General features: G+C 72.1%; 15 protein-coding genes and 1 pseudogene. 8 read left to right on the top strand and 8 right to left on the bottom strand.

Translation table 11 applies throughout. From position 1 onward, the window contains the following. Positions 1-14 precede the first annotated feature (14 nt). The 3 genes from MicB006_RS07075 to MicB006_RS07065 form a co-directional block, all read right to left on the bottom strand. Positions 15-566 carry a hypothetical protein gene (locus MicB006_RS07075; protein ID WP_116504676.1) on the bottom strand — a complete coding sequence of 184 codons (552 nt, stop codon included), beginning with the start codon at positions 564-566 and terminating at the stop codon, positions 15-17. Beyond that, the gene (locus MicB006_RS07070; protein WP_152037828.1) at positions 563-11,377 is read right to left on the bottom strand and encodes a LamG-like jellyroll fold domain-containing protein; all 10,815 of its coding nucleotides are present in this window, start codon (positions 11,375-11,377) and stop codon (positions 563-565) included. Before MicB006_RS07070 ends, MicB006_RS07075 begins: the two co-directional genes overlap by 4 nt. A 133-nt stretch (positions 11,378-11,510) precedes the next feature. Next, the gene (locus MicB006_RS07065; protein ID WP_152037827.1) at positions 11,511-12,011 is read right to left on the bottom strand and encodes a hypothetical protein; all 501 of its coding nucleotides are present in this window, start codon (positions 12,009-12,011) and stop codon (positions 11,511-11,513) included. Between the two features lie 243 nt (positions 12,012-12,254). Between MicB006_RS07065 and MicB006_RS07060 the strand changes: the two genes are divergently transcribed. From MicB006_RS07060 to MicB006_RS07045, 4 genes are all read left to right on the top strand, one after another. After that, positions 12,255-12,614, top strand: coding sequence for a YraN family protein (locus tag MicB006_RS07060; protein ID WP_116504670.1), 360 nt, complete (start codon positions 12,255-12,257; stop codon positions 12,612-12,614). Between the two features lies 1 nt (position 12,615). After that, positions 12,616-14,136 carry a YifB family Mg chelatase-like AAA ATPase gene (locus tag MicB006_RS07055; protein WP_116504667.1) on the top strand — a complete coding sequence of 507 codons (1,521 nt, stop codon included), beginning with the start codon at positions 12,616-12,618 and terminating at the stop codon, positions 14,134-14,136. Next, positions 14,133-15,311, top strand: coding sequence for a DNA-processing protein DprA (locus tag MicB006_RS07050; RefSeq protein ID WP_116504665.1), 1,179 nt, complete (start codon positions 14,133-14,135; stop codon positions 15,309-15,311). Before MicB006_RS07055 ends, MicB006_RS07050 begins: the two co-directional genes overlap by 4 nt. Positions 15,312-15,570: 259 nt before the next feature. After that, positions 15,571-15,957, top strand: a complete 387-nt coding sequence (locus MicB006_RS07045; protein ID WP_116504663.1) for a hypothetical protein — start codon at positions 15,571-15,573, stop codon at positions 15,955-15,957. A 46-nt stretch (positions 15,958-16,003) separates the two neighbouring features. Here MicB006_RS07045 and MicB006_RS07040 read toward each other — a convergent pair whose 3' ends face one another. Next, positions 16,004-16,345, bottom strand: a complete 342-nt coding sequence (locus MicB006_RS07040; protein ID WP_073830362.1) for a hypothetical protein — start codon at positions 16,343-16,345, stop codon at positions 16,004-16,006. A gap of 422 nt (positions 16,346-16,767) precedes the next feature. Here MicB006_RS07040 and MicB006_RS07035 point away from each other — a divergent pair, with 422 nt between their 5' ends. Further along, positions 16,768-17,694 carry a tyrosine recombinase XerC gene (locus tag MicB006_RS07035; RefSeq protein WP_192900266.1) on the top strand — a complete coding sequence of 309 codons (927 nt, stop codon included), beginning with the start codon at positions 16,768-16,770 and terminating at the stop codon, positions 17,692-17,694. 49 nt (positions 17,695-17,743) lie between these two features. Then, positions 17,744-18,925 (top strand): aminotransferase class V-fold PLP-dependent enzyme, encoded by a 1,182-nt coding sequence (locus MicB006_RS07030; protein WP_116504659.1) that lies wholly within the window; start codon positions 17,744-17,746, stop codon positions 18,923-18,925. Between the two features lie 108 nt (positions 18,926-19,033). Here MicB006_RS07030 and MicB006_RS07025 read toward each other — a convergent pair. After that, a pseudogene (locus tag MicB006_RS07025) lies at positions 19,034-19,507 on the bottom strand (murein hydrolase activator EnvC); the annotation flags it as partial. A 269-nt stretch (positions 19,508-19,776) separates the two neighbouring features. Between MicB006_RS07025 and MicB006_RS07020 the strand changes: the two are divergent. Next, the gene (locus MicB006_RS07020) at positions 19,777-20,436 is read left to right on the top strand and encodes a methyltransferase domain-containing protein (RefSeq protein ID WP_116504657.1); all 660 of its coding nucleotides are present in this window, start codon (positions 19,777-19,779) and stop codon (positions 20,434-20,436) included. Then, the gene (locus MicB006_RS07015) at positions 20,433-21,539 is read left to right on the top strand and encodes a sulfite oxidase (protein WP_116504655.1); all 1,107 of its coding nucleotides are present in this window, start codon (positions 20,433-20,435) and stop codon (positions 21,537-21,539) included. Before MicB006_RS07020 ends, MicB006_RS07015 begins: the two co-directional genes overlap by 4 nt. 25 nt (positions 21,540-21,564) lie before the next feature. Here the strand turns inward: MicB006_RS07015 and MicB006_RS07010 are convergent, their stop codons facing one another. The 3 genes from MicB006_RS07010 to MicB006_RS07000 are packed head-to-tail and all read right to left on the bottom strand — an operon-like array spanning position 21,565 to position 23,221. Continuing rightward, a complete protein-coding gene (locus tag MicB006_RS07010; protein ID WP_011905215.1) occupies positions 21,565-21,888 on the bottom strand; it encodes a DUF2469 domain-containing protein in 324 nt (107 codons plus the stop codon). Further along, on the bottom strand, positions 21,885-22,760 hold the full coding sequence (locus tag MicB006_RS07005) for a ribonuclease HII (RefSeq protein WP_116504653.1): 876 nt from the start codon (positions 22,758-22,760) through the stop codon (positions 21,885-21,887). The genes MicB006_RS07010 and MicB006_RS07005 overlap by 4 nt, the downstream gene beginning before the upstream one ends. Further along, positions 22,754-23,221, bottom strand: a complete 468-nt coding sequence (locus tag MicB006_RS07000) for an NUDIX hydrolase (RefSeq protein WP_116504651.1) — start codon at positions 23,219-23,221, stop codon at positions 22,754-22,756. The genes MicB006_RS07005 and MicB006_RS07000 overlap by 7 nt, the downstream gene beginning before the upstream one ends. Positions 23,222-23,275: the final 54 nt, after the last annotated feature.

The following is a 23,275-nucleotide window of genomic DNA, read 5'->3' as shown; positions in this document are numbered from 1 at the left end:
CGCGGTGGTGTCGACTACTGGATCAGAGACCGGACTTCCTCCACCGAGGGATACGTCTCGAAGACCGGACTGCTCGACGGAAACCCTTCGGGAAAGAAGGGCAGCCGCAGCCCGCCGACAAACACTGCATGAAGGAACGATGCGATACCACCCTCGAAGCTCAACCATTCCGAGCGACTTGAGTTGTTTATCGCCAAACTCCAGGAGTCCGATTCTCCGGTTGACGCCACCACCCATGAGACGACGTCACCGTCCTCGGTGCGAGCAACCGGTTGCAGCCGGTCAGGAGCGTACGGGATCACTCTCCCCGTTTCGTTCTGAGCTCGTATCCGCTCCCGGTATTGCGCGCCGAATGAGCCCAAACGGATGGACTCGAACGGGGATTTGGGCTGCAGCACGTGCAGATAGCCGTCGAAGCAGCCCGGGCCGTAGGCGTCGATGACAAGCCTATAGTCCTGCGGCACGACGAAACCCAGCCGACGGTCGAGTTCATCCCATTGGTCGAAGCGGGACGAGCGACCTGCCGGCGGCGGGACGGCCGCCAGCAACTCCTGAAACTCGGTCACCAGTCCTCATCCCCAACGCCAAACATTCCGGCCGGATTCTTGATCTCAAACGGATCGATTCGTAAACCACCGCTTCCATAGGCGCTGATTTCCAGAGCCCGCGGAATGAGCGAATCACCGTCGTACTTCGGGACAACATTGTACTGGACCGTCTGGCCACCCTTGACCGCGTCGTAGATGGCCTGCTCGATGCCGTCACGCATGATCGGCGAGTTGACCGGGTCCTGCGTCAACGCAACCAGGTTGTGCTTGTTTCGCTTGCCCCCGAGCCGGTCGGCGAGCAGGTGGCCCCGAGCCAGGTTGAGAAGAGTGCCCTTGCCCTTCGGGAAGCCGGTGATCGACAACCCCTTGGCCGGCTGCCCGCTGTCGAGCATCGCCTTGTTGATCGAGGCGTGGACCCCCGTGGGCCGGTTGAGGCTGTCGAGCTTCCCGTACTTGACCCTGCCGCCGTGGTCGTAGAAGTCACGGTTGCAGTTGTGCACAAGAACAGGCGTCTCGCCGGCAAACACATAGTAGGTGTGGATGTCGGCGACCGTCAGGTCACGCATCTCCTCGTCGCCGGCGAAGTTGTCGACAGCGACGACGGTGACCTCGAGTCCGGGTCCACCGCCGCCCATGCCCGCGCCGGTGCCGTCACCCTCCAGCCGCTTGTCGTCGTGGACGAGCAGCCGGTGGCCCACGGCGAGCTTTGCGGCGTCCACCCAGGCACTGTCGGTCGCGTCCCAGAACGGATGGTGCTGCGTGGTCTTCAGCACCGTCGTCTTGCCGGTGCCGTCCTTGACGGTGACGTCGGTGAGGTCACGGTCCCGGTTCTGGTGCAGGGCGGTGACCGGCTTCGCCGCCGTCCGCCCGCCCTCGGGTTCAGTCGCCGCGACCTTGTCCCCCAGAGCGACGTCCTTGATCGCCTTGCTGGACCCGTCGGCCATCAGCACCCGGGTCGAGGGATCGAAGCTGTGCGGGGTGGGACACCCCTCGGCGGACCTGCTGGACGAGGAGTTCGCGCTTGAGCGCGGCCGGGCGGCAGGGTTCGGTCCGCCCGCGCCGTGCAGGTCATTGCCGCGCCCCAGCGACGGCAGCTTTCCACCGAGCCCCGGGGCCCGGCTGGCCCCGCCGGCGAGCATCTTGCTCGCGCCGCCGGTGAACTTGCTGATGCCGGCCGACAGCGCGCCGTCCAGGCCGCCCTCGATCATGGTGCCGGCCAGCCCGCTCCAGGAGAACTCCTCGTCACCCCGGGAGACGTCGACCATGTAGCCGGCGCCGGAGGACATGGCCCCGGCGACCGCGCCGGCCAGGATGAGACAGCCGACCCCGGTGGCGCAGAGCGCGCCGACCGCGACAGTGGCGGCGATCGCCACCGCTGCCGTGGCGACGAACTTCCAGGGATCCTTCTTGATCGCCGCCACTGTGGACTTCACGCTCGCCACGGCGCGTTTGACCGTCTTCTTGGCGGCCTCCCGCACACACTTGGAGGTGCCCTTCTTCAAACATTTCTTCGTGGCGTTGTAGGCGTCGGAGACCTTCTGGACCTTCTTCTTCGCCCAGCGTTTGGTCGAGTCCCAGGCCACCCGGCTGGCCTTCTTGATCTTCTTCTGGACCTTCTTGGCGCCCTTCTTGACGTCCTTCCACGCCTTGCCCGAGGCGACGTAGTGGTAGGTGTTCACAGTCGCGCGGTACGTGTTGACTGCTGCCTTGTAGGTGTAGTTGACGACCTGTTGCGCGGCCGCGACCGGGCGGGTCACCACGTTGACGACTGATTTCCAACTCGGCAGGCCCCAGTGCCCCGTCGGGTCGGTGGTGGTGAGCGGGTTCCCGTCGCCGTACTGGAAGCGGTTCGCGGCGATGGAGTCCGGCACCGGGTCGTTGGCGGCGGTGTCCCGGGTGTCGAACTGCCCGGTCGCCGGGTTGTACCAGCGCGCAAGCATGTTGACCCGGCCCGTGGCCGAGTCGGTCCACTCGGACTGGTAGCCGAGGTTGCCCAACAACCCGGAGCCGGCGACGACATTGCCCAGGGGGTCGTAGGTCCGGGAGCCGCTCAGCGCCGTGCCCGTGGCGGTGAACTGCCCCACCACGTCGTCGTGCTGGTCGGTCCAGGTGTAGACCGAGTTCGCCCCGTTGCCGGCGCCGGTGGCCAGCAGCTCGCCGTTCGTTCCGCGGGTGTAGGTGGTCCCGGAGTCCTGGGCCAGGTCGTTGCCGAGGCCGCTGTAGCGGAATCCGGGCTGGATCGCCCGGCCCAGCGCGTCGTAGGAGTAGGTGCTGGTCCCGGTCGCGGACTGCTGCGAGAGCACCTGTCCGTACGCGTCCGCGACCGTGGTGAGGACGCCGCCGCCGGATGACGTCTGCCGGAGGGTGCCCCGCGCGGTGTAGGCGTACGTCACGCCGTCGCTGGCCGTCGCCAGTTGGTTGCGGGCGTCGTACGTGAAGGTCCGGGAGCCAGCTTGGGTTCGGTTGCCGGCGCCGTCGTAGGCGTACCCGATGGTGGTGCTGCCGTTGTTCCAGGACGTCAGCCGGTCGGCCAGGTCGTAGGTGTAGGTGTTCGAACCCGACCCGGCGAAGCCGGTGGTCACCTTCGACGTCTCGTTGCCGTTGTTGTCGTAGCCGTACGTGATGGAGGCCAGCGTCGTGGTGCCCGCTGCGTTCTTGAGCGTGTCGGTCTTCAGCCGTTGCAGGTAGTCGTAGCCCAGCGTCCGCACGTTGCCGGACCCGTAGGTCATGGTGGCGATCTGCGACATGACGTTGTAGCCGACCGTCAGGTTGACGCCCGTCGTGGTGTTGGCGGCGGTCCGCAGCCGGCCCGCGCCGTCGTAGCCGAACGTGGTGGCGCCGGCCGCGTCGCTCCGCGAGGTGACGTTGCCGTCGCGGTTGTACGCGTACGAGACGTTGTCCTGCGGGCCGGTGATGGACAGCGGGAGGCCGCGGTCGTCGTACGTGATGGTGTTGGTGCCGACGGGAACCGACAGCGACGTGATCCGGCCCGCGTCGTCGTAGTCGAAGCTGCGCGTCGCGGTGGCCGCCTCGGCGCCGCTGCCGGTCTGACCGGTCAGCCGGCCGAGGTCGTCGTAGTCGTTGTGCACCCGCACGCCGCCCGGCGCAAGCTGGTCGGTCACCCGGCCGGCCGCGTCGTAGACCAGCCTGAAGGTGCGGTCGGCCGCGTCCGGGAACGCCGGAGTGGCCGGCTCGATCTGGGACTCCGGCTTGCCCCACGAGTTGTACGTGGTCCAGAACGCCAGTGCCCGGCCGTTCGTGAACCTGGTGCGGTTGCCGGCCGCGTCGTAGCCGAACGAGGTCTGGATCGACGTGGTGGGCGTAATCGGCTGGGTTTCGCCGGTCATCCGCCCCATCGCGTCGTACGTGAACGTGGTCGTGGTGGTGCGGGCGTCGGTGGCCGAGGTGAGGTTGCCGTTGTCGTCGTAGCCCGCCGACTGGGTGGTGAGCACCGCGTTCGCCGGATCGAGCTGCTGCACCCGGGTCTGCCGGCCCGCACCGTCGTAGGTGACGACCTGCTTCGTCGAGTCCGGGTTGGTGGTCTTGACGACCTGCCCGAGACCGTCGTACTCCAGCAGCGTGACGTTGTTCGCGCCGTCCTTGACGCTGATCGTCTCACCCGCGGAGTTGTAGCCGTACGAGGTGACCACGCCCTCGGGGGTGGTGGTCTTCTGCAGCCAGGGACCGGTGCCGTACGCGCCGGTGCCGTAGTCGTTGACGCTGGTGTTGGTGGCCGGGGTGGGCTGGCGGACCACCTCGCTGCTGGTCAGCGTGCGACCGAGCATGTCGTAGGTGGCGGTGGTCTTCGCACCTGTCGCGTCGACCGATTCGAGCAGGTCACCGACCTTGTCGTAGAGGGCGGTCGCGGAGCGGCCGGTCGGCCCGGTCACCTTCGTGACGTTGCCGAACATGTCGTACTCGAAGGCGGTGGTCTTGTCGAGCGGATCGGTGCTGGCGACGACCTGGCCCAGCTTGTCGTAGGTCGTCACGGTGCGGGCGCCCACGATCGGGGCACCGCCGCCGGGCGGCGTGTAGTCGGGCAGGATCATCTGGTGCGGGCGGCCCAGCGCGTCGACCCGGCTCTGGGTGACGTTGCCGAGCGGGTCCTGCACCTCGACCTGCTCGCCGAAGGTGTTGTAGCCGATCCGGCTCACCGGGCGGGAGTTGACCGTCTCGGCGCCGTACGACTCGGTGGTGACGGCGGGCGCGACAGTCTGGACGGCCTGGTCCGCCTCGTCGTAGTCGTAGTTGGTGACGTTGTTGAGCGGGTCCTTGACCGCGGTGGTGAGACCACGCTTGTCCACCGTGTTGACGGTGGTCATCTCGTTGGTCCACAGCGCCGCCGCGGTCCGGCCGTTGCCGCCGTTGTAGAGGGTGGACACCTCGGCGGTCGACAACGCCCGCTGGTACGCCTGCACGTTGTCGACCGAACCGACGAACGTGCTGCCGCCGGTGCTCCACGAGTTGCCACCGATGGTCATTCCGGTGGCCGAGGCGAACGGGGTGGGATTGGTGACCGAGGTGCCGGCGACGTTGTTGACGTACAGCGACATCCGCTTGGTCGGGGCGTCGAACACCGCCACCATGTGCACCCAGGTGTTCGCGGCGACAGCGGTCGCCGACGTCGCCGAGTAGGTGGTCGACGGCGAGGCTACGTCGGTGGCCGGAGCGCTGAACGCCCACTTCGCGAGGCTGCTGTTGTACTGGAGGGAGAACGCGGCGTTCTTGGTGCCGCCCTGCCCGAGCGCGGTCTGCGTGGCGGTCAGGTTCCCGGCCCGGACCCAGGCCGACACCGAGTACGAGGCCGTGGTGTCCAGCAACTTGTTCGGGGTCTGCATGTATCCGGCGGTGGTGAACGTCGCCACGCCGCCGCTTGTGGTCACGCTGTACGCGGGAAACTCCATGTCGTTGTGCGACGGGGAGGAGTCGTAGCTGATGAACGGGCGCATAGCGATGAAGCCCGCGTTGTCGTCGTAGCTGGTCTCGTCGAGCTTCCACCAGCCGACCGGGCCGCTGTCGGCGCTCCGCCCCACGCTGCTCGACGTGGGCCGGCCCATCGGGTCGTAGCCGGTGCGGGTGGTGCTCAGCACCGTTCGCTTCGCACCCGACATGGTGCGCGTCGCGGTGACGCGGTCGTCGCCGTCGTAGGCGTACGTGCTGACCCGGTCGACCCCGTCCGGGCTGACGGTCGACGAGACCACCCGGCTGGCCGGGTCGTAGAGGTAGCTGGTGGTGGTCGCGCCGTTGTTCTCCTTCTTGACGGCGAGGTTGCCGGCCTCGTCGTAGGTGTTCTCCTCCAGCACCTGGGTGGTGGTGCCGTCGGTCCGGCTGACCTTCTTCAGCTTGCCGTCGGTGTAGTAGTCGTACTTCGTGGTCCAGTTCATCGCGTCCGTCTCGGACGCCAGGTCGCCGTTGGCGTAGTACGCGCGGGACAGGATCTGCGTGGTGGTGCCGTCCTTGCCGGTCAGCGTGGCGGTGAGAACCTGGCCCTCGCCGTCGTACGTGGTGCGCAGCCGGCGCAGCACGTCACCGCTCGGGCAGGGAGACGACGGCGCGGGGTTGCTGTCACAGGTCGTCTCGGTGGTCTGGTTGCCGTAGGCGTCGTACTCCTGGAGCGTGACGACGCCGACCGGGTCGACCACCTTGACCAGCCGGCCGCGCTCGTCGTAGCTGTTCGTCACGGTCCGGCTGGCGTCGCCGCCGGTGAGGTCCTGCTGGGTACGGGTCAGCACGTTGCCGTCGGCGTCGAACGTGTCGACGGTGCGCAGCGTGTGCACCGCGCCGGTCACCCGGTTGGTCACCGCCGGCTCGGTGGACTCCGTCACCTGCCCGTCGGCGTCGTAGCGGAACGTGGTGACCAGCCCGGCCGGGTAGGCGTCCGAGATCACCTTGCGGCTCGTCGCACGCCCCAGACCGTCGTACGCGAACTCGGTGACCAGCCCCGCCGCATCCGTGATCTTGACGGCGTCGCCGGCGGCGTTGTAGTCGGTCTGCTGGACCGACCCGGCGGCCGAGGTCGTGGTGAGCGGCAGCCCCGGCGGGGTGACGCCGCCACCGACGGCGGGCGTGGTAGCCGTCGTGTACGTCATCGACACGGTACGACCGGCCGGGAAGTCGGCCACCGGCGGCGACACCATCGAGGTGCGGTTGCCGGCGGTGTCGTAGGTGAACTTCGTGCGGTAACGCTCGTCCTTGTCGTTGCGAGAGCGCGGATCCCGGATGTCGGTGATCTGGTCGTTGCGCGCGTCCGGCGTGAGCTGGGTGGTGGTCGCGTCGGGCCAGAAGCTGTAGTAGGTGGTGTCGCACTCGCTGAGCCAGTCGTCGTGCGGTCGCGCGCAGGTGGTCGAGCGGATCGTGTTGCCCCGCACGTCCTTGCCGGACTCGGTGAGCTGACCCAGCGGGTCGTACTCCACTGAGGCGAAGCCGCCCACGTCGTAGCCGTAGCTCGTGGTGTTGCCGAGCACGTCGGTCTCGGCGATCAGCCGGTTGCCGTTTACCAGGTCGAAGTAGCGGCTGGAGACCTTGTTACCCGGGTCCGTCACGGTGACCTTGGAGACCGGGGTCAAGGTCGGGCCGGTGGTGTCAGCAGTCGGCGACCCGACCGCCTTCGACGCCTCGTAGTGCGCGTTGACCTGGGCGGCGGTGAGCAGCTTGTCGTAGAACGCGAACTCGGCGATCTCACCGGTGAAGTAGCTCGTCGTGCCGGACGACCCCGGAAGCCCCGAGGTGTAGCCAGCTCCGATGAAGGCCGGCCCACCGATCCCCTGGTATCCCTCGTTCTTGGTCGCCATGAGCTTGTTGTCCAGGAAGAGCGCCTGCCCGTTGGGCCAGTGCTTGCCCAGCACGACGTGATGCCATTTGCCGTCGTTGACCTTCGTGGAGCCCGAGGTCATCGTGATGGCGGCTCCGGTTTGCTCCAGGCCGCCCCGCAGCACACCGTCCGACCCGACGTACAAGGCGGGGATGTTCGACGATCCGGTGGGCGTGCTGTCGATGCTGTACAGCACGCCGCTCTTGGTGGTGCCGGCCGGGATCCGGAACCACATCTCCACCGACGCGGGGAACTCCACGGTTCCGGCCGCGGTCGTGCCGGTGCCGCTGAGGTACGACGAGGTGCCGTTGAACCTCGCGCCGAACCGGTCCGGGAACGGGCTCGTGGTGTTCGGCTGCGAGGTGTCGAACGTGACGTTGTGGTACTGCATCGAACCGCCGACGACCTCGTTCACCGCCTGGGCCGGGGCGTCGATGTCGCCGAGGCGAAAGTAGTCGCGCGGGCGGGTGCCGAGGACTGCGGAGACGTAGCCCTGGCTGGACGAGATGCCCTGCGGCACACCGATCTTCCAGGTGCCGCCGTTCTCGTCCGTGACCTGGCCGACCCGGCCGGACACCGGGTCGTACGTGACCTGCGCCTGGACCCGGCCGGCCTCGCTGGTGATCTTCGACAGCGAGGGGGCGGCCGCGCGGCCGCTGTTCCACATCGCGGTCACGGTGCTCGCGGTCACGGCGCTGTTGAACATCGCCACCTCGGCGACCGACCCGTTGAAGAACGAGGCCGTCCCGGTGGTGTTCGGCTGCGCGGGCCACGCACCGCCGAGGAACCCGGCGCCGACGTAGACGTTCGGCACGCCGCTGAAAGCCATGTTGATGGCGCCGGTCAGCGTGCCGGCAACCGAGCCGTCGAGGTACAGCGTCTGGCTGCCGCCGTTGCCGGCGAGCACCACGTGGTGCCAGCGGTCGTCGGTGACCACCGCCGCCGAGGCCATCGCCGAGGCCGGGCTCACCAGGTACTCGCCGCGCAGCTTGCCGTCGGTGCCGATGTACAGCGCCGGGACGTACGCCTTCGTCGTCGTGGCGCCCGGCGTGACCAGATCGTCGGAGTAGCCCAGCAGCACCCCGCCGGCCGTACCGGTCTTGAACCAGAGGCTGACCGACTGGTACGACGCCTCGTTGATCGCCTTCTGCCGCAACTGCACGCTGGAGGTGGTGCCGTTGAACCCGGCCGCCGTCGCCGACGAACCCGCGAGCGGGCCCGGCGAGCCGAGGGTGACGTTCGTATACGCGGCGTTGTCCGCGCCGTCGTTCGACAGCACCGTGCTCATCGCGCTGGTCGCGCCGGCCGGCTCGTTCAGCCTCCAGTACGAGTACGGCCCGGCGTTGAGCGTGGTCGCCTCGTACTGCGAGGAGGTGGTGTAGTCGTACCGGGTGCAGTCGGTCGTCGTGCCCGGCGGGCACACCGTCCTCAGCAGATCCTTGTCGTAGCTGTACTGCCAGGTCAGGCGAGTGGTCGCATCGCCGGCGGTCACCGGGTCGGAGGTCACCTGCGTGACGTGCGGATACCCCGCGTCGGCCGGGGTCGACCAGCTGACCGCCAGCGTCCGGCCGGACGAGACGGAGGTGAGCAGGTCGACCAGCCCGTTCGCGTCGTACCGCAGGGTCTCCGCGCGCCCGGAGGAGTCGGCGATCCGGGTCAGCCGGTAGACGCCACCACCGACCGAGCGGGTGAACTCGTACGCGGTGGCGTCCTTGTCGGTCAGCGAGTAGCCGCCGGTGATCGGCTTGAACACCGAGAATCGGCCGGACGGGGGAACGAAGACGCCGTCCGCGTTGCGCCCGAACGCGACCTCCTCGCCGGAGGGATAGCGGACCGCGACGGTCTGCACCGCGCCGGAGGCGTCGGGTTGCTCCCGCACCTGCATGTCCAGCAGCGACGACCAGCCCTGACCGAACGCGCTGTCGGCCCGTACGTCGCGGCTGTTGTAGTCCCGCGTGATCGACAGCGCCGGACCGGCGGTGGCGACCTCGGCGTCGCTGTCCGAGGTGGTGTAGTTGCCGGTGCTCGGCTCGAACCCCTTGCCGCCGTTCTGACCGAGGTCCGCACTGATCATCGGCTGCGGAACGGCAGTGGTGAACGCGTACGCCACCGGTGTGGCAGGCGCCGTGGAGGACCAGTCGTTGACCTGGACCGTGTAGGTGTAGGTCTTGCCCCAGGACAGCGCGCCGGCGGGTACCTTCCACACCCCGCTCGTCACCCACCCGGAGGCGGCCACCTGCGTGCCGGCGGAATCCTTGACCACGAACGTGTAGCGCAGCCCCTTGTTCGGCCAGGCATCCGAGTCACGGCCGCTCGCGGCCAGCTCCGGCGTCAGCGTGGAGACCGTGTAGTTGTCCGCCGGGTACCGCACGTCGATCTGCGGCGCCACGTTGTCGGTGTAGGTGACGTCGATGAACGGCGTGCAGGAGATCGTGCCGTACGTGGAGTGCGCGCAGTTCAACGGCGAGTTCGCCGAGGTGAACCGCTTCCAGGCCGTGGAGTCGGTCTCGCTGGCCTTGATCGCCAGCCCGTAGGTGCCGGCGCCGGTCACCCACTCGTTGACCTCGGTGGCGTTCAGCGGCACCGAGACCCACGTGCCCACGTTCCGGGTCTTGGCGGTGTTCCCGCAGGCAGCCGTGTTCGAGGGCGAGGCGTTGCCGATCGAGGCGGACAGGGTGGGGAACGTGCCGAACTTGACGGTGGAGGCGGCCCAGTTCTGCGTCACCCGGTAGACGTCGAACCGGCGGGCGACACAGCCGGTGCCGACGCCCTGGTAGCTCATGAAGATGTTCAGGTCGGCCGCGCTGAGCCTCTTGCCCGCGTAGGTGCTGCCGAAGGTGGAGAACGGCAGCAGGGCCCGCGCCTTGCCGGTGGCGGTGCCGTCGAAGGTGCCGGCGGCCACGTTGTCCTCGCCGGAGCGCTGGGTCTCCGTGACGTCGGACTGCACGTACGTGTCACCGGTCGCCGTCTTGATCGTGCCGGTGGACGGGTCGAGCAGCACCGGGAACTTCCGCTTCGGGTCGCGCAGCCACGCGCCGTCGATCGTGACCTTCAGCGCCTGCCCGGTGCCGTGCGGGACGAGGGCGTAGCGCACCGAGTGCGAGATCGCACCCGTGCCGGACGCGTCCACGCTCGCGTCCTCCAGGTAGCCGACCGGCATCCGGGCCGCCTCGGTGCCGTCCGCCCGGAGGAACACCGCGTCGCCGTCCTTGTCGATGCCGGCGGTCAACCCACGCAGGCGCAGCGGGTAGACGTACTCGGTCGGCACCTTCGCCGAGTGCAGGACCAGCGTTTCCTTGACGTCGGTTCCGGTCACGGCCATCGTGACGTCCACGTCCGGCAACGCGCGTTCGTAGGTGAGCTCGTTGCCGTTCACCCGGGCGGTGGGCGCAACGGAGCCGGCCAGGTCGAAGCCGAGGCTGCGATCGTCGTCGAGCGCCAGGTCGACCAGGGGTTGCCCGGGTTCACCAGCGGCGGCGAAGGTGACGCCGAGAGGATGCGCCTTGACGGTGAAGCGCCCGTCGGGCCGCCGGACGATCGCCGGGTCGATGGAGCGCCAGGTGCCGTCGGCGTCGCGCCAGTTGACCGGCCGCTGGTAGACGCGCCGGGTGACCGACCCGTCGGCGTTCTGGAAGATGTCTGACGTGGTGGTCGACGCCGCAGGCAACCGCTTGCTGGTGCGGGGCTGGTAACCCTGCCGTCCGGGACCGGTCTGGCGCACCTGTCCGGCCGGCCGGTGGGGCTGGAAACGGGGCAGCTCGCCCTTGGCCCGCTCGCCGCTGGGCCGGGCGCGGTCGCGCGCCGCGGCGACGTAGTGCCCGCCGGGTGCCCGGCCCGCTGTCTGCTTCGGGGTGGGCGGCTCGGAGCCCCACGACGGACGCAGCGACAGCATGTCGGTGAGCCAACTGGTCGGCCATCCGTTTCCGGCGACCGGCGGCAGCGGCTCACGTGGTGCTGCGGTGAGTAGCGCCAGCGCCAGGATCAGCACTGTCGCGACCCGGCGCACGCCGCTTCGCACAGAGATCTGCCTGGCCGCCGTCGGGCGCAGGGCAGGATCGTATTGACCGCCCATGGCAGCCTCCCCCGTGGTAATCGAACCCAGCGGAAGCTTCCTGGAGGTTTGCTGAAAAAGCAATGGTCAATCTAGAAGATCATCGATCGGCGGCGGAGGCCACCTGGCGCTCCACGCCCGCCGCCAGATCCTCGGCCGATTCGCCGGACACCGCCGGAACGGCCGGGTCCGGCGACACGCCGACCACGAGGTACTGCACGTCGGGGAAACGCTTGTGCCCCGCGACCAGGGCTGCGACCGGCGCTGCGCCCACCGCGACCACCATCCGGCAGCGCTGGACGCCGAGCGTATTGAAGAAGCCTTCGGCATTCTCCGGCGTCTGCTTTCCGACCACCGCCAGGTGCTGGATTTTGATCGAGGTGGCCGACGACGCCCGTTGCATCCCCTGCCAGCTGGCCGCCGCCTCGGGCCCTGCCAGACCCCTGTCGTCGGTCAGCATGCAGGCCGTGAACGCCCGGTACTGCCGTTCCCGGGGCGGCGGGGCGGGTTCGGGCCAGAGCAGCCACGCAAGCGCCGCGACGGCCAACAGGCCCGCCGTCACAACCGCTACCAACCGCCACCGTCTGTCCACTGCGAACACCGCGAGACTCCCTCCGCCGTCGCCGGCTGCGACACCCGGCGGGAGCAAGATACGGCTCGCGGCCCCGGGCCGGGGCCCGGTCGCCCAGGAACAGGACCGCCGACAACCTGGCGGCAGCGGGTCGCAGTCGCAGCCGTAGCACGTCGGGTGCATGATCGTGAGCCCGTCCACAGAACGGTCCTCGTCCACAGGCCGAGCCCGCGCATCCCCTCCGCCGGACCCGCCGCACGCATCCTGGCCGGCATGACGAACCGGAACCGAGCCGTCGGCGCGTACGGCGAGCGGTGCGCGCTGCGGCACCTGATCGAGACGGGCCTGCGCCCGGTCGCCCGCAACTGGCGCTGCCCTGACGGCGAGATCGACATCATCGCCTGGGAGGGCCCGGTCCTCGCCATCTGCGAGGTCAAGACCCGCCGTACCGAGCAGTTCGGCTCCCCCGCCGAGGCCGTCGTCCGGGCCAAGGCCCGGCGGCTGCGCGGCCTGGCCGCCCGGTGGCTCGCCGAGACCGGCACCACCGCGGACGAGGTCCGCTTCGACGTGCTGTCCGTCCGGCTCCCGCTCACCGGCCCCGCCCGCGTCGAGCACCTCCGTGGCGCGTTCTGACATGGGGTACGCGAAAGTGCTGAGCGTCGGCCTGGCCGGAGTCGCCGGGCACGTCGTCGAGGTCGAGGCGGACCTCGCCCCCGGCCTGCCCGCCGTGGTCATCTCCGGTCTGCCCGACACCGCGCTGCACGAGGCGCGCGACCGGGTCCGCGCCGCGATCGTCAACTCCGGCCAGAAGTGGCCCAACCGTCGGATCACCCTCAACCTGCTTCCCGCCACCCTGCCCAAGTACGGCTCGGCGTTCGACCTGGCCATCGCCGTCGCCGTGCTTGCCGGCTCGGGCGAGCTGCCGCCGGTCGCGCTGGACGCCACTGTCGTGCTCGGCGAACTCGGCCTCGACGGCGCGGTGCGCCCGGTACGCGGCACGCTGCCCATGGTCGCCGCCGCCGCCCGCGCCGGGCACACCCGCGTCGTCGTGCCCGCCGGCAACGCCGCCGAGGCGGCAGTCATCCCCGGGGTACGGGTGCACGCCGTCGACACGCTGCACCGGCTCGTCGCCCACGTCCGCACCGGCGCGCCACTGCTCACCCCGCCCGCTCCGGCGCCGGCCGGGACCCCACCCGGGCCGGACCTCGTCGACGTGGCCGGCCAGCCGCTCGGGCGGCGCGCGCTGGAGATCGCCGCCGCCGGAGGTCACCACCTCGCGCTGCTCGGCCCGCCCGGGGCCGGCAAGACCATGCTCGCCGAACGGCTGCCGTCGGTGCTGCCCGAACTGGACGACGAGGCCGCCCTGGAAGTGACAGCGCTGCACTCGATCGCCGGCCTGCTGCCGCCCGGCGGCGGGCTGCTGCGCCGTCCCCCGTTCCAGGCGCCGCACCACACCGCCACGGTGCCCGCCCTCGTCGGTGGCGGCTCCGGGCTGGCCCGGCCCGGAGCGGTGTCGCTGGCCCACCGCGGGGTGCTGTTCCTCGACGAGGCGCCCGAGTTCGGCAAGGGCGCCCTGGAGGCGTTGCGGCAGCCGCTGGAGAGCGGCCGGGTACGTGTGGCACGCACTCGTGGCGCCACCGAGTACCCGGCCCGCACCCAACTGGTGCTGGCTGCCAACCCGTGCCCCTGCGCGAAGCCGTCCGGCGACGTCGACTGCGAGTGCACGCCGCTGGCCCGGCGGCGCTACCTGGGCCGGTTGTCGGGGCCGCTGCTCGACCGGGTGGACGTGCAGGTCCGACTGCAGGCGGTACGCGCGGCGGAACTGTTGCGGACCGACGCCGCGCACGAGTCCTCGGCCACCGTCGCCGCCCGGGTCGCCGCCGCGCGGCAGGCTGCCGCCGATCGCTGGGCGGCCACCGGTCACCGGGTCAACGCCGACGTCCCCGGCCCGCACCTGCGCCGCCCGCCGTGGCACCTGCCGGCCCGGGTCACCGCGGACCTGCGGCACCGTCTCGACACCGGTTCGCTGTCCGCGCGCGGCTACGACCGCGTACTGCGGATCGCCTGGACCATCGCGGACCTGGACGGGCGGGACCGGCCCGGCCACGACGACGTCGCGGAGGCCATCCAGCTGCGGACGGGAGAGGCCGCGTGAGCACCGACGAGACCAAGCTGGCGCGGGTCGCGCTCACCTGGCTCGCCGAGCCCGGCACCCGATCCGTGTACGCCCTGGTCGAGCGGATCGGCCCGGTCGCCGCGCTCGACCTGCTGCTGTCCGGCGGCGCGCCGGAGCGGACCCTGCGCTCGGCCGTGGCGGCGCGGGTCGCGGCCGGTGACGCCCGCGCGGTCGCGGCGGAGGCGCTGGCCCGGGGCGAGCGGCTGGGCGCCCGGCTGGTCACCCCGGACGACGACGAGTGGCCGGCCCAGGTCCGTGACCTCCGGCGGCTGGCGCTGTCCGGCGCCACCCGCCGGGTCGACGTGGAGACCGACCCGCCGCTCTGCTTCTGGGTACGCGGCGCGTGGCCGCTCGGCGAGACGCTGGCGCACTCGGTGGCGGTGGTCGGCGCCCGGGCGGCCACCCCCTACGGCTCACACGTCGCCACCGAACTGGGCTACGGCCTGGCCGACCGGGAGTGGACAGTGGTGTCGGGCGGGGCGTTCGGCATCGACTCCGCCGCACATCGTGGCGCGTTGACAGCGGGCGGGCGCACGGTCGCCGTGCTGGCGTGCGGGGTGGACCGCCCGTACCCGATGGGCAACGCCGCGCTGTTCGACCGGATCGCCGAGACCGGCCTCCTGGTGAGCGAGTGGATGCCGGGCGCGGAGCCGCTGCGGCCACGGTTCCTCATCCGCAACCGGGTGATAGCGGCGGCGACACGCGGCACGGTGCTGGTGGAGGCGGCGGCGCGCAGCGGCGCCACCCAGACGCTCAACCGGGCGCTCGGCCTCCGGCGCCACGGCATGGTCGTTCCCGGGCCGGTCACCTCCGCGATGTCGGTCGGCGGGCACGAGGTGCTGCGCGAGCGGCCGGACGCCCGGCTGGTCACCGGCTTGGCGCACGTGCTGGAGGAGGTGGGGCGGATCGGGTACGACCTGGCCCCGCCGGCCCGCGCGCCGGAGCGCCCACGGGACCGGCTCGACGAGGAGGCCACCCAGGTGCTGGAGGCGTTGCCCCGCCGCCGGGCGCTCGACCTGGAGAGCGTCGCCGCCCGGGCCGGCGTGGACCTGCGTACCGCCATGCGCAAGCTGTCCCTGCTCGAGGAACTCGCGATGGTGGTGCGCCGCGACGGCGGGTACGCGCTCGCCCCGGCAACGGCCGGCCCGACGTGAACGGCCGGCGCGCGCCCCCTCGGAACCGCCCTGCGACGGGGCCGTGGGACCGGCCTCGGTCTTCTAGGATCACCATTTCCCGCGCGGCGGAAGCCGTTGCGGGAACGATCGCGCCGGGCCGAATGCCGGGCGCCGTCACGGGGAGAAGGATGACTGGGGCAGCGAACCGTCGAATACGTCCACAATGGCCAGGACCACGCGCCGAGGCACGGCTCACCGTGCCGGCGTCGGCCATCCCGCTGGCGCGCGGAGGTGGCCGATGAGCACGCAGGAGACCTCGCGCCGCAACCCGGCGGCGGGCCCACCCGGATCCGGGCGGCGGGCGCTCGGCGGGATGCTGGCCGTCGTCAGCCTCTTCGTGCTGTTCTTCGCGTTCCTGTCCCACCGCGACATCGGTGACTACGACCCGAACGGCCCGACGATGTGCGGCGAGGACGTGATGACGCCCCGGGACCGGTGCATGTTCGGCGCGGGCGACGGCTCCTACCAGGCGCAGAAGGCCGAAGCGGAGAAGCAGCACGACCTCGACCTGATGGTCCGGGACATCGGCTTCGTCGCCGGTCCGGCGCTGTTCGTGGCCGGAGTCCTGCTGATCGTGTGGGGCACGCGGCGGATCCGGGCCACGCGGCAGCCGGCCGCGACCTGAGCCGGCACGGCGCCGCGACGGGACGGGACGCGCGATCGTCGCGGTGTCAGTCGCCCTCGAACCGGATCTCGGTGTCGCGGCGCTCCGCGCAGCGGCGGGCCAGCCGGGCCAGCCGGCGGATGTGGTCGGCCTCCGCCGGCGCCCGGGCCACCTCGGCCAGGCACCGCAGGTCGGCGAGCAGTTGCGACATCCGCTCGGTGTCCACGCTCAGCTCGCCGAGCGGGTCGACGCGATCCAGCAGCGGCGTCCGGCCACCTCCGCGGACCCGCGCCAGCAGGCCGAGCAGCACGTCCTGCGGGTCCGCGACGACCTCGATCGAGACGTACGCGGGCCGGCGGCGACTGCTGCCCGCCGATATCTGTCGGTAGAGGACCGCGTCCACTCCCACTGTCGGCCCCATTTCGTACCGGGCGTCACCGTCGCGGGACGCGGCTGTCCGATCGCGGCCGGATCGGCCACCCGTGGGGCGCCGGCTCAGCCACGCTGCCGTCCGGTTGCCGCCCTGTGCCTGGCCGCAGCATGAGTTTCCTCGGTCCAGGCCCGCTTTAGCCACCCCCGCTCGGCGCGGCGCGATCGTCATACCGAAGGCACGGGCGCGGCGGCCCAGGGCATACCGCGGACGCGACGGGGACGACCCGGCCGGCGCGGTGAGGGCGGTGCGGCGGCTCAGCGCGCGGCGGTGCTCCGGCCGTACGCTGGACCGGTGATCGCTGTCCGCCTCCGGCACTACCGCGTGCGCCAGGTCGGGGCGCCGCGGTGAGCCAGGGGCGGCGTGGCACCAGGGCCGCGCACGAGGAACTCCCGGCGTCGATGCGCGAGGCGGTGGACGACTTCGCCGACCACCTCTCGCGGGTGCGCAACCGGTCCGTCCACACCGTCCGGGCGTACGTCACGGATCTCGTGTCGCTGCTCGACCACGCCGTCCGGATGGGCTGCGCCGAGCTGCCGGAGCTGGACCTCGCCGTGCTGCGCACCTGGCTGGCGAAGCAGCGGACCATGGGCGCGGCCCGGACGACGATGGCCCGCCGCGCCGCCGCGGCCCGGACGTTCAGCGCCTGGGCGCACCGCACCGGTCTGCTCGCCGACGACATCGCCGCGCCGCTGGCGAGCCCTCGGGCCCGGCGGGAACTGCCCACCGTGCTGCGGGCCGACCAGGCCGCCGCCCTGATGGATGCGCCTCGGCCCGCCGACGCCCCGCAGCCCGAGGGAGCACCGGGCGCGGACACGCCCGAGGCCGTGCTGCTGCGTGACCGGCTGCTGCTCGAACTGCTCTACGGCACCGGGGTACGGATCAGCGAGGCGTGCGGCCTGGACGTGACCGACGTCGACCAGGGCCGCCGGGTGGTGCGCGTGCTCGGCAAGGGTGGCCGGGAGCGGTCGGTGCCCTACGGGGTGCCGGCGCAGCGGGCGCTCGACACATGGCTGAACCTCGGGCGGCCGGCTCTGGCAACGCCCGGCTCGGGCCGGGCGCTGCTGCTCGGGGCGCGGGGCGGACGGCTCAACCCGACCACCGCACGGCGGATCGTGGCCGACTGGACAGAGGCCGCCGGAGTGCCCCGGGTGACGCCGCACGGGCTGCGTCACTCGGCCGCCACCCACCTGCTCGAAGGGGGCGCGGACCTGCGGGCGGTACAGGAGCTGCTCGGGCACTCGTCGCTGGCTAGCACGCAGATCTACACGCACGTGTCCGTGGAGCGGCTGCGCGCGGCGTACCGGCAGGCGCACCCCCGCGCCTGACCGACGCAATCCGTCCGGGTGATGATCCATCCCGGGCTAGGATCGACGGATGACGGTGCCGCAGCCGCCCGAGCCGATTCCCGGTGCTCGGCTGCTCTTCTCCCTCGATCCCTCCGTCAGCCACCTCAACCACGGCTCGTTCGGCGCCGTGCCGATCGCCGTGCAACGCGCCCAGCAGCGCCTGCGCGACGAGATGGAGGCCAACCCGCTGCGGTTCTTCACCCAGGGCCTGGTCGACCGGATCGCCCACGCCCGGCGGCATCTGGCCGCGTTCCTCGGCGCGGACCCGGACGGCACCGCGCTGGTCGGCAACGTCACCGCCGGCGCGGCGGTCGTGTTGCAGTCGCTGGCGCTGCGCCCCGGCGACGAGATCCTGACCACCGACCACGGGTACGGGGCGGTGGCCCTCTCGATCGCGCGGGAGTGCGCCCGCACGGGGGCGGTCTCGCGCACCCTCCCGGTGCCGTTGACCGCCACCGACGAGGAGGTGGTCGAGATCGTCCGCACCGGGTTGCGGCCCGGGCGGACCCGGCTGCTCATCGTCGACCAGCTGACCTCGCCGACCGCCCGGCTGTTCCCGACCGCGGCGCTCGTCGCGGTGGCCCGGGAGCAGGGCGTGCCGGTGCTGGTGGACGCCGCGCACGCACCCGGCATGCTGCCGGCCACCGTCGCGTCGATCGGCGCCGACTTCTGGGTGGGCAACCTGCACAAGTGGGCGTACGCGCCGCGCGGCACCGCCGCGCTCGTGGTGGCGCCGCAGTGGCGGGAGAAGATCCAGCCGCTCGTCGTCTCGTGGGAGCAGGACAGCGGCTTCCCGACCCGGGTGGAATGGCAGGCGACGCTCGACTACACCGGCTGGCTGGCCGCCCCGGTGGGCCTGTTCACGCTGCGCAGCCTCGGGGTGGACCGGGTACGGGCGCACAACGCGGCGCTGGCCGCGTACGGGCAACGGGTCGTCGGGGACGCGCTGGGTGTGGCGCCCGAGCGGTTGCCGAAGCCCGGCGGACCGGCGGTCGCCATGCGTCTCGTGCCGCTGCCGCCGGGCGTCGCGACGACCCTGGACGCGGCCCGGGAGCTACGGGCCCGGATCGCCGACCGGCTCTCCGCCGAGGTGTCGGTGGCCGGCTGGAACGGGCGCGGCTACCTGCGGCTGTGCGGTCAGGTCTACAACACCCCGGACGAGTACGACCGGCTGGCCGTGCGGCTGCCCACGCTGCTCGCTCAACGCTGAGCGGCGCGTCCGGCGCGGGTCGGCCCCACCGGCATCGGGCGGACCCGGGCCGGCAGCGGGCGGACCCGGGCCGGCAGTGGCGCCACGACTCAGGGGACCGGCGTCGGCTCCCGGATCGAGCGGCAGCAGCCGGACGCTGCCGAGCCCGAGCAGCGCGAGCGGATCCAGGTACTCCGCACCGCGCCGCAGCCCCCAGTGCAGGCAGGCCGCATCGGCGCAGCCGGGATGCCCGGCGAGCAGGTCACCGATCGGGGTGCCGGCGTCCACCCGGGTGCCGGCGGTGACCCGGGACCGGACCGGCTCGTAGGTGGTGCGCAGCCCGTCGTGGTGGCCGACGGTGAGCACCGGCCGGCCGGCGACCGAGCCGGCGAACAGGACGGTCCCGGCGCCGGCCGAGCGGACCTGCGCACCCGGCGCGGCGGCCAGGTCCACGCCCCGGTGCCCGGACATCCACGGCTGCGGCGGCGGGTCGAACCGGCGTGCCACGCGGGGCGGACCGGGCAGCGGCCACCGGAATCGTCCGGCGGTCGCCGGCCCGCCGGGCACGCCCTGGTACCCCGCCGCCGAGACGCCCGCTAACACCGGACCGTCAAGGCCCGCCGCCGAGCCGCCCGCTGCCGCCGGACCGTCGAGGTCCGCCGCCGAGCCGCCCGGCAACCAGAAGGCGAGCACGAGCACCAGCACCAGACCCTTGCCGGCCCGACCGATCGAGATTCGCACACCGCGTACCCTGACCGGCCGCGCGCTGCCCCGCGCGCACCACGCGGCCGTCCTGTGGACGACGCCCCCACTGTGGACGAGCGCCGAAATCGGGGCCGATCTGCTACGGCCGGGACGCCTATGCTGGCCGGGTGACGAAGGACTGGTACGCCTGGCACCGCGACTACGACCAGCCCGAATCCGCACTGGCCCGGCGGCTCGCCGAGGTACGGCAGCGCGTCGCCGAGGCGCTCGATGCCGCGCCACCCGGTCCGCTGCGTGCGCTGAGCCTCTGCGCCGGCCAGGGCCGCGACCTGATCCCGGTGCTGGCCGCCCACCCCCGCGGCGGCGACGTGACCGCCCGCCTGGTCGAGCTGGACCCGCGCAACGCGGATCTGGCCCGCCGCGCCGCCGCCGACGCCGGGCTCACCGGCGTCGAGGTGGTGACCGGGGACGCCGCGCTGACCGACAGCTACGCCGACCTGGCCCCGGCGGATCTCGTGCTGGTCTGCGGCATCTTCGGCAACATCACCGACGACGACATCCGGGCCACGGTGCGCCACTGCGCCTCGCTCTGCGCCACCGGCGGCACGGTGCTGTGGACGCGGCACCGGCGGGAGCCGGATCTGGTGCCGGTCATCTGCGAGTGGTTCGCCGAGGAGGGGTTCACGCCGGTCGCGGTGGGCAGCCCGGCCGACGGCGTGGGCGTCGGCGCGCACCGCTTCACCGGCACTCCCCGCCCGCTGACGCGGGGCGAGCGGATGTTCGAGTTCGTGGGCTACGACGTGCTGGAGCGGACGGAGCGGCAATGACCACTGTGGACGACGCCAGCCGGCCCGCCCGGGTGGCCGGGCCGGGCGAGGCGATCAGCGCCGAGGAGCTTCAGCTCGCCGCGCGTAACCACGGCATTCCGCTGGAGGCGCTGCGCTACGACGTGACCCCGGCGGGCCTGCACTACCTGCTCATCCACTACGACATCCCGGACGTCGACCCGGCCGCGTACGCGCTGACCGTGTCCGGCGCGGTCGAGCGTCCACTGCGGCTGGACCTGGCGGCGCTGCGCGACCGGCCCCGGGTGACCCACCGGGTCACGCTGGAGTGCGCCGGCAACGGCCGCGCGCTGCTGCATCCCCGGCCGGTCAGCCAGCCCTGGCTGGTCGAGGCGGTGGGCAACGCCGAGTGGACCGGTACGCCGCTGGCGCCGCTGCTGCGCGAGGCCGGGCTGTCCGGCGACGCGGTGGACGTGGTGTTCACCGGCGCGGACCACGGCGTGGAGCGCGGCGTCGAGCAGGACTACCAGCGGGCGCTGCCGGTGGGCGACGCGCTGCGCGAGGAGGTGCTGCTGGCGTACGAGATGAACGGCGCTCCCCTGCTGCCGCAGCACGGCGCGCCGCTGCGCCTGATCGTGCCCGGCTGGTACGGCATGGCGCACGTGAAGTGGCTGCGCGACATCACGGTGACGACCGAGCCGTTCGACGGCTACCAGAACGCGGTGGCGTACCGGTTGCGGCGCGACGCCGACGACCCGGGCGTGCCGGTGACCCGGATCGAACCGCGTGCCCTGGTTCGCCCGCCCGGCTTCCCGGACTTCATGTCCCGTACCCGGGTGGTGCGGCCCGGGCCGTGCACGGTGGACGGCCGGGCCTGGTCCGGGCACGCGCCGGTGACGTCCGTCGAGGTGACGATGGACGGTGGCGGGACGTGGACGCCGGCGGTCCTGGACGAGCCGGCCGGAGGCGAGTGGGCGTGGCGCCGGTGGTCGGTGAGCTGGACGGCAACCCCGGGGCGGTACGTGCTGGGCGCCCGGGCGACCGACGCCTCGGGGCGTACCCAGCCGGTGGAGCAGCCGTGGAACCGGGGCGGGTTCGCGAACAACCTGGTGCAGCGGGTCGACGTGGTCGTGCCGGAGCGGTGATCCGGGGCGGCGGGCCGCCCGGGGCTCAGCTCCCGAATCCGGAATCTGCGGGAAGCGAGATGTCGGGCTTTTCGAGCTCTTCCACATTGACGTCCTTGAACGTCATTACTCGGACGTTCTTGACGAAACGGGCAGGGCGGTACATGTCCCACACCCAGGCGTCGTGCATCTCGACCTCGAAGTAGACCTCACCGTCCGAGTTGCGGACGTGCAGGTCGACCTGGTTCGCCAGATAGAAACGGCGCTCGGTCTCCACCACGTAGGAGAACTGGCGGACAATGTCGCGGTACTCCCGGTAGAGCTGCAGCTCCATCTCGGTCTCGTACTTCTCGAGATCTTCCGCGCTCATCGCACTCCGCCTTCCATGACCACATCTTCCCCCACCGACGCCGGAGGTCGCGGCTGCTCGCCCAACGCCACGCCGACGGTACCCCCTGGCGCGCCGGAGCGCCCCATCGGCTCGTCCGGGCGCCCGGCGAACGCACTGGGCCCGAGTCCCGGCAGCCCGGCCGCGGGCTCGGGCGGCGCCGCGTCCGCGCCCGCCGGGCGGCGGGCGCGGGGAGGCCGGCCGTCCCGTCCGGAGACGGCGGCCACGTTCACGTACGAGAAGCGGTGCTCCCGGCAGGGCCCGAGCGCGCGCAGCGCGGCGCTGTGCTCGGCGGTGATGTAGCCCTTGTGCTCGGCGAAGCCGTAGCCGGGGAACCGCTCGTCCAGCTCCACCATGATCCGGTCCCGGGTGACCTTGGCGAGCACGCTCGCCGCCGCCACGCAGGCGGCCACCCGGTCACCCTTCCAGACCGCCAGCCCCGGCACGTCGAGCCCGTCGACGCCGAAGCCGTCGGTCAGCACGTACTCCGGGCGGGTGGTCAGCGAGGCGAGCGCCCGGCGCATCGCGGCGAGGTTGCACACGTGCAGCCCGCGGGCGTCCACCTCCTCGGCCGGGATGACCACCACGGCGTACGCGAGCGCCCGCGCCACCACCTCGTCGTAGACGCGCTCCCGGGCGGCCGGGGTGAGCAGCTTGGAGTCGGCCAGCTCGTCGATCTCGCCGCGGCGCCCCTCGGGCAGCACCGCGGCGGCGGCGACCAGCGGCCCGGCGCAGGCCCCACGGCCCGCCTCGTCGGCGCCCGCCACGTACCGGAAGCCCCGCCGTTGCAGGGCCCGCTCCAGCGCGTAGAGGCCGCCGTCGCGGCGCACCACGGTGCGCGGCGGGGTCAGCATGCGCCGCCTCCCGTCAGCACGGCGCCGAGCCGGCCGGGCAGGTCCGGCGGGTAGTAGCGCTCGGCGGAGGTGGCCAGGTCGGTCACCGTCCACCAGCGGTGCCCGTGCACGCTCGCGCGCTCGACCTCGTTGAAGCCGGTGGTGTCGACCTCCCAGCCCGCCACCCGGACCAGGTAGAACTGCTGCTCCTGGCGGTACCAGACGCCGTCGAACGGGAACTCGACAGTCTCCGACCAGACCGGCGCGCCCAGCTCGGCCGGGGCCAGCCGCAGGCCGGTCTCCTCGGCCAGCTCGCGGGCCGCGCCGTCGGCCGGGGACTCCCCCGCGTCCAGCCCGCCGCCGGGGGTGAACCAGTAGCGGTGACCCGGCCGGGCCGGATCACTGCCCTCGAAGAGCAGCACCCGGTCGGACGCGTCGACCAGCAGCACCCGGGCCGCGCGACGAGGGGTGTAGACGGTCACCGCACCAGCCTGCCAGACGGCTGCGACGAACGACCACGCCCTCCCGCCGGCGGC

Source organism: Micromonospora sp. B006 (genome assembly GCF_003408515.1).
GTDB classification, from domain to species: domain Bacteria; phylum Actinomycetota; class Actinomycetes; order Mycobacteriales; family Micromonosporaceae; genus Micromonospora; species Micromonospora echinospora_A.
This window is presented reverse-complemented; position numbering and strand designations above follow the sequence as displayed.

Coding starts and splice junctions, on each gene's coding strand:
- MicB006_RS07030 (WP_116504659.1), top strand. CDS start 17,744: ATGACGGTGCCGCAGCCGCCCGAGCCGATTCCCGGTGCTCGGCTGCTC.
- MicB006_RS07055 (WP_116504667.1), top strand. CDS start 12,616: ATGGGGTACGCGAAAGTGCTGAGCGTCGGCCTGGCCGGAGTCGCCGGG.
- MicB006_RS07035 (WP_192900266.1), top strand. CDS start 16,768: ATGCGCGAGGCGGTGGACGACTTCGCCGACCACCTCTCGCGGGTGCGC.
- MicB006_RS07060 (WP_116504670.1), top strand. CDS start 12,255: ATGACGAACCGGAACCGAGCCGTCGGCGCGTACGGCGAGCGGTGCGCG.
- MicB006_RS07015 (WP_116504655.1), top strand. CDS start 20,433: ATGACCACTGTGGACGACGCCAGCCGGCCCGCCCGGGTGGCCGGGCCG.
- MicB006_RS07045 (WP_116504663.1), top strand. CDS start 15,571: ATGAGCACGCAGGAGACCTCGCGCCGCAACCCGGCGGCGGGCCCACCC.
- MicB006_RS07010 (WP_011905215.1), bottom strand. CDS start 21,888: ATGAGCGCGGAAGATCTCGAGAAGTACGAGACCGAGATGGAGCTGCAG.
- MicB006_RS07005 (WP_116504653.1), bottom strand. CDS start 22,760: ATGCTGACCCCGCCGCGCACCGTGGTGCGCCGCGACGGCGGCCTCTAC.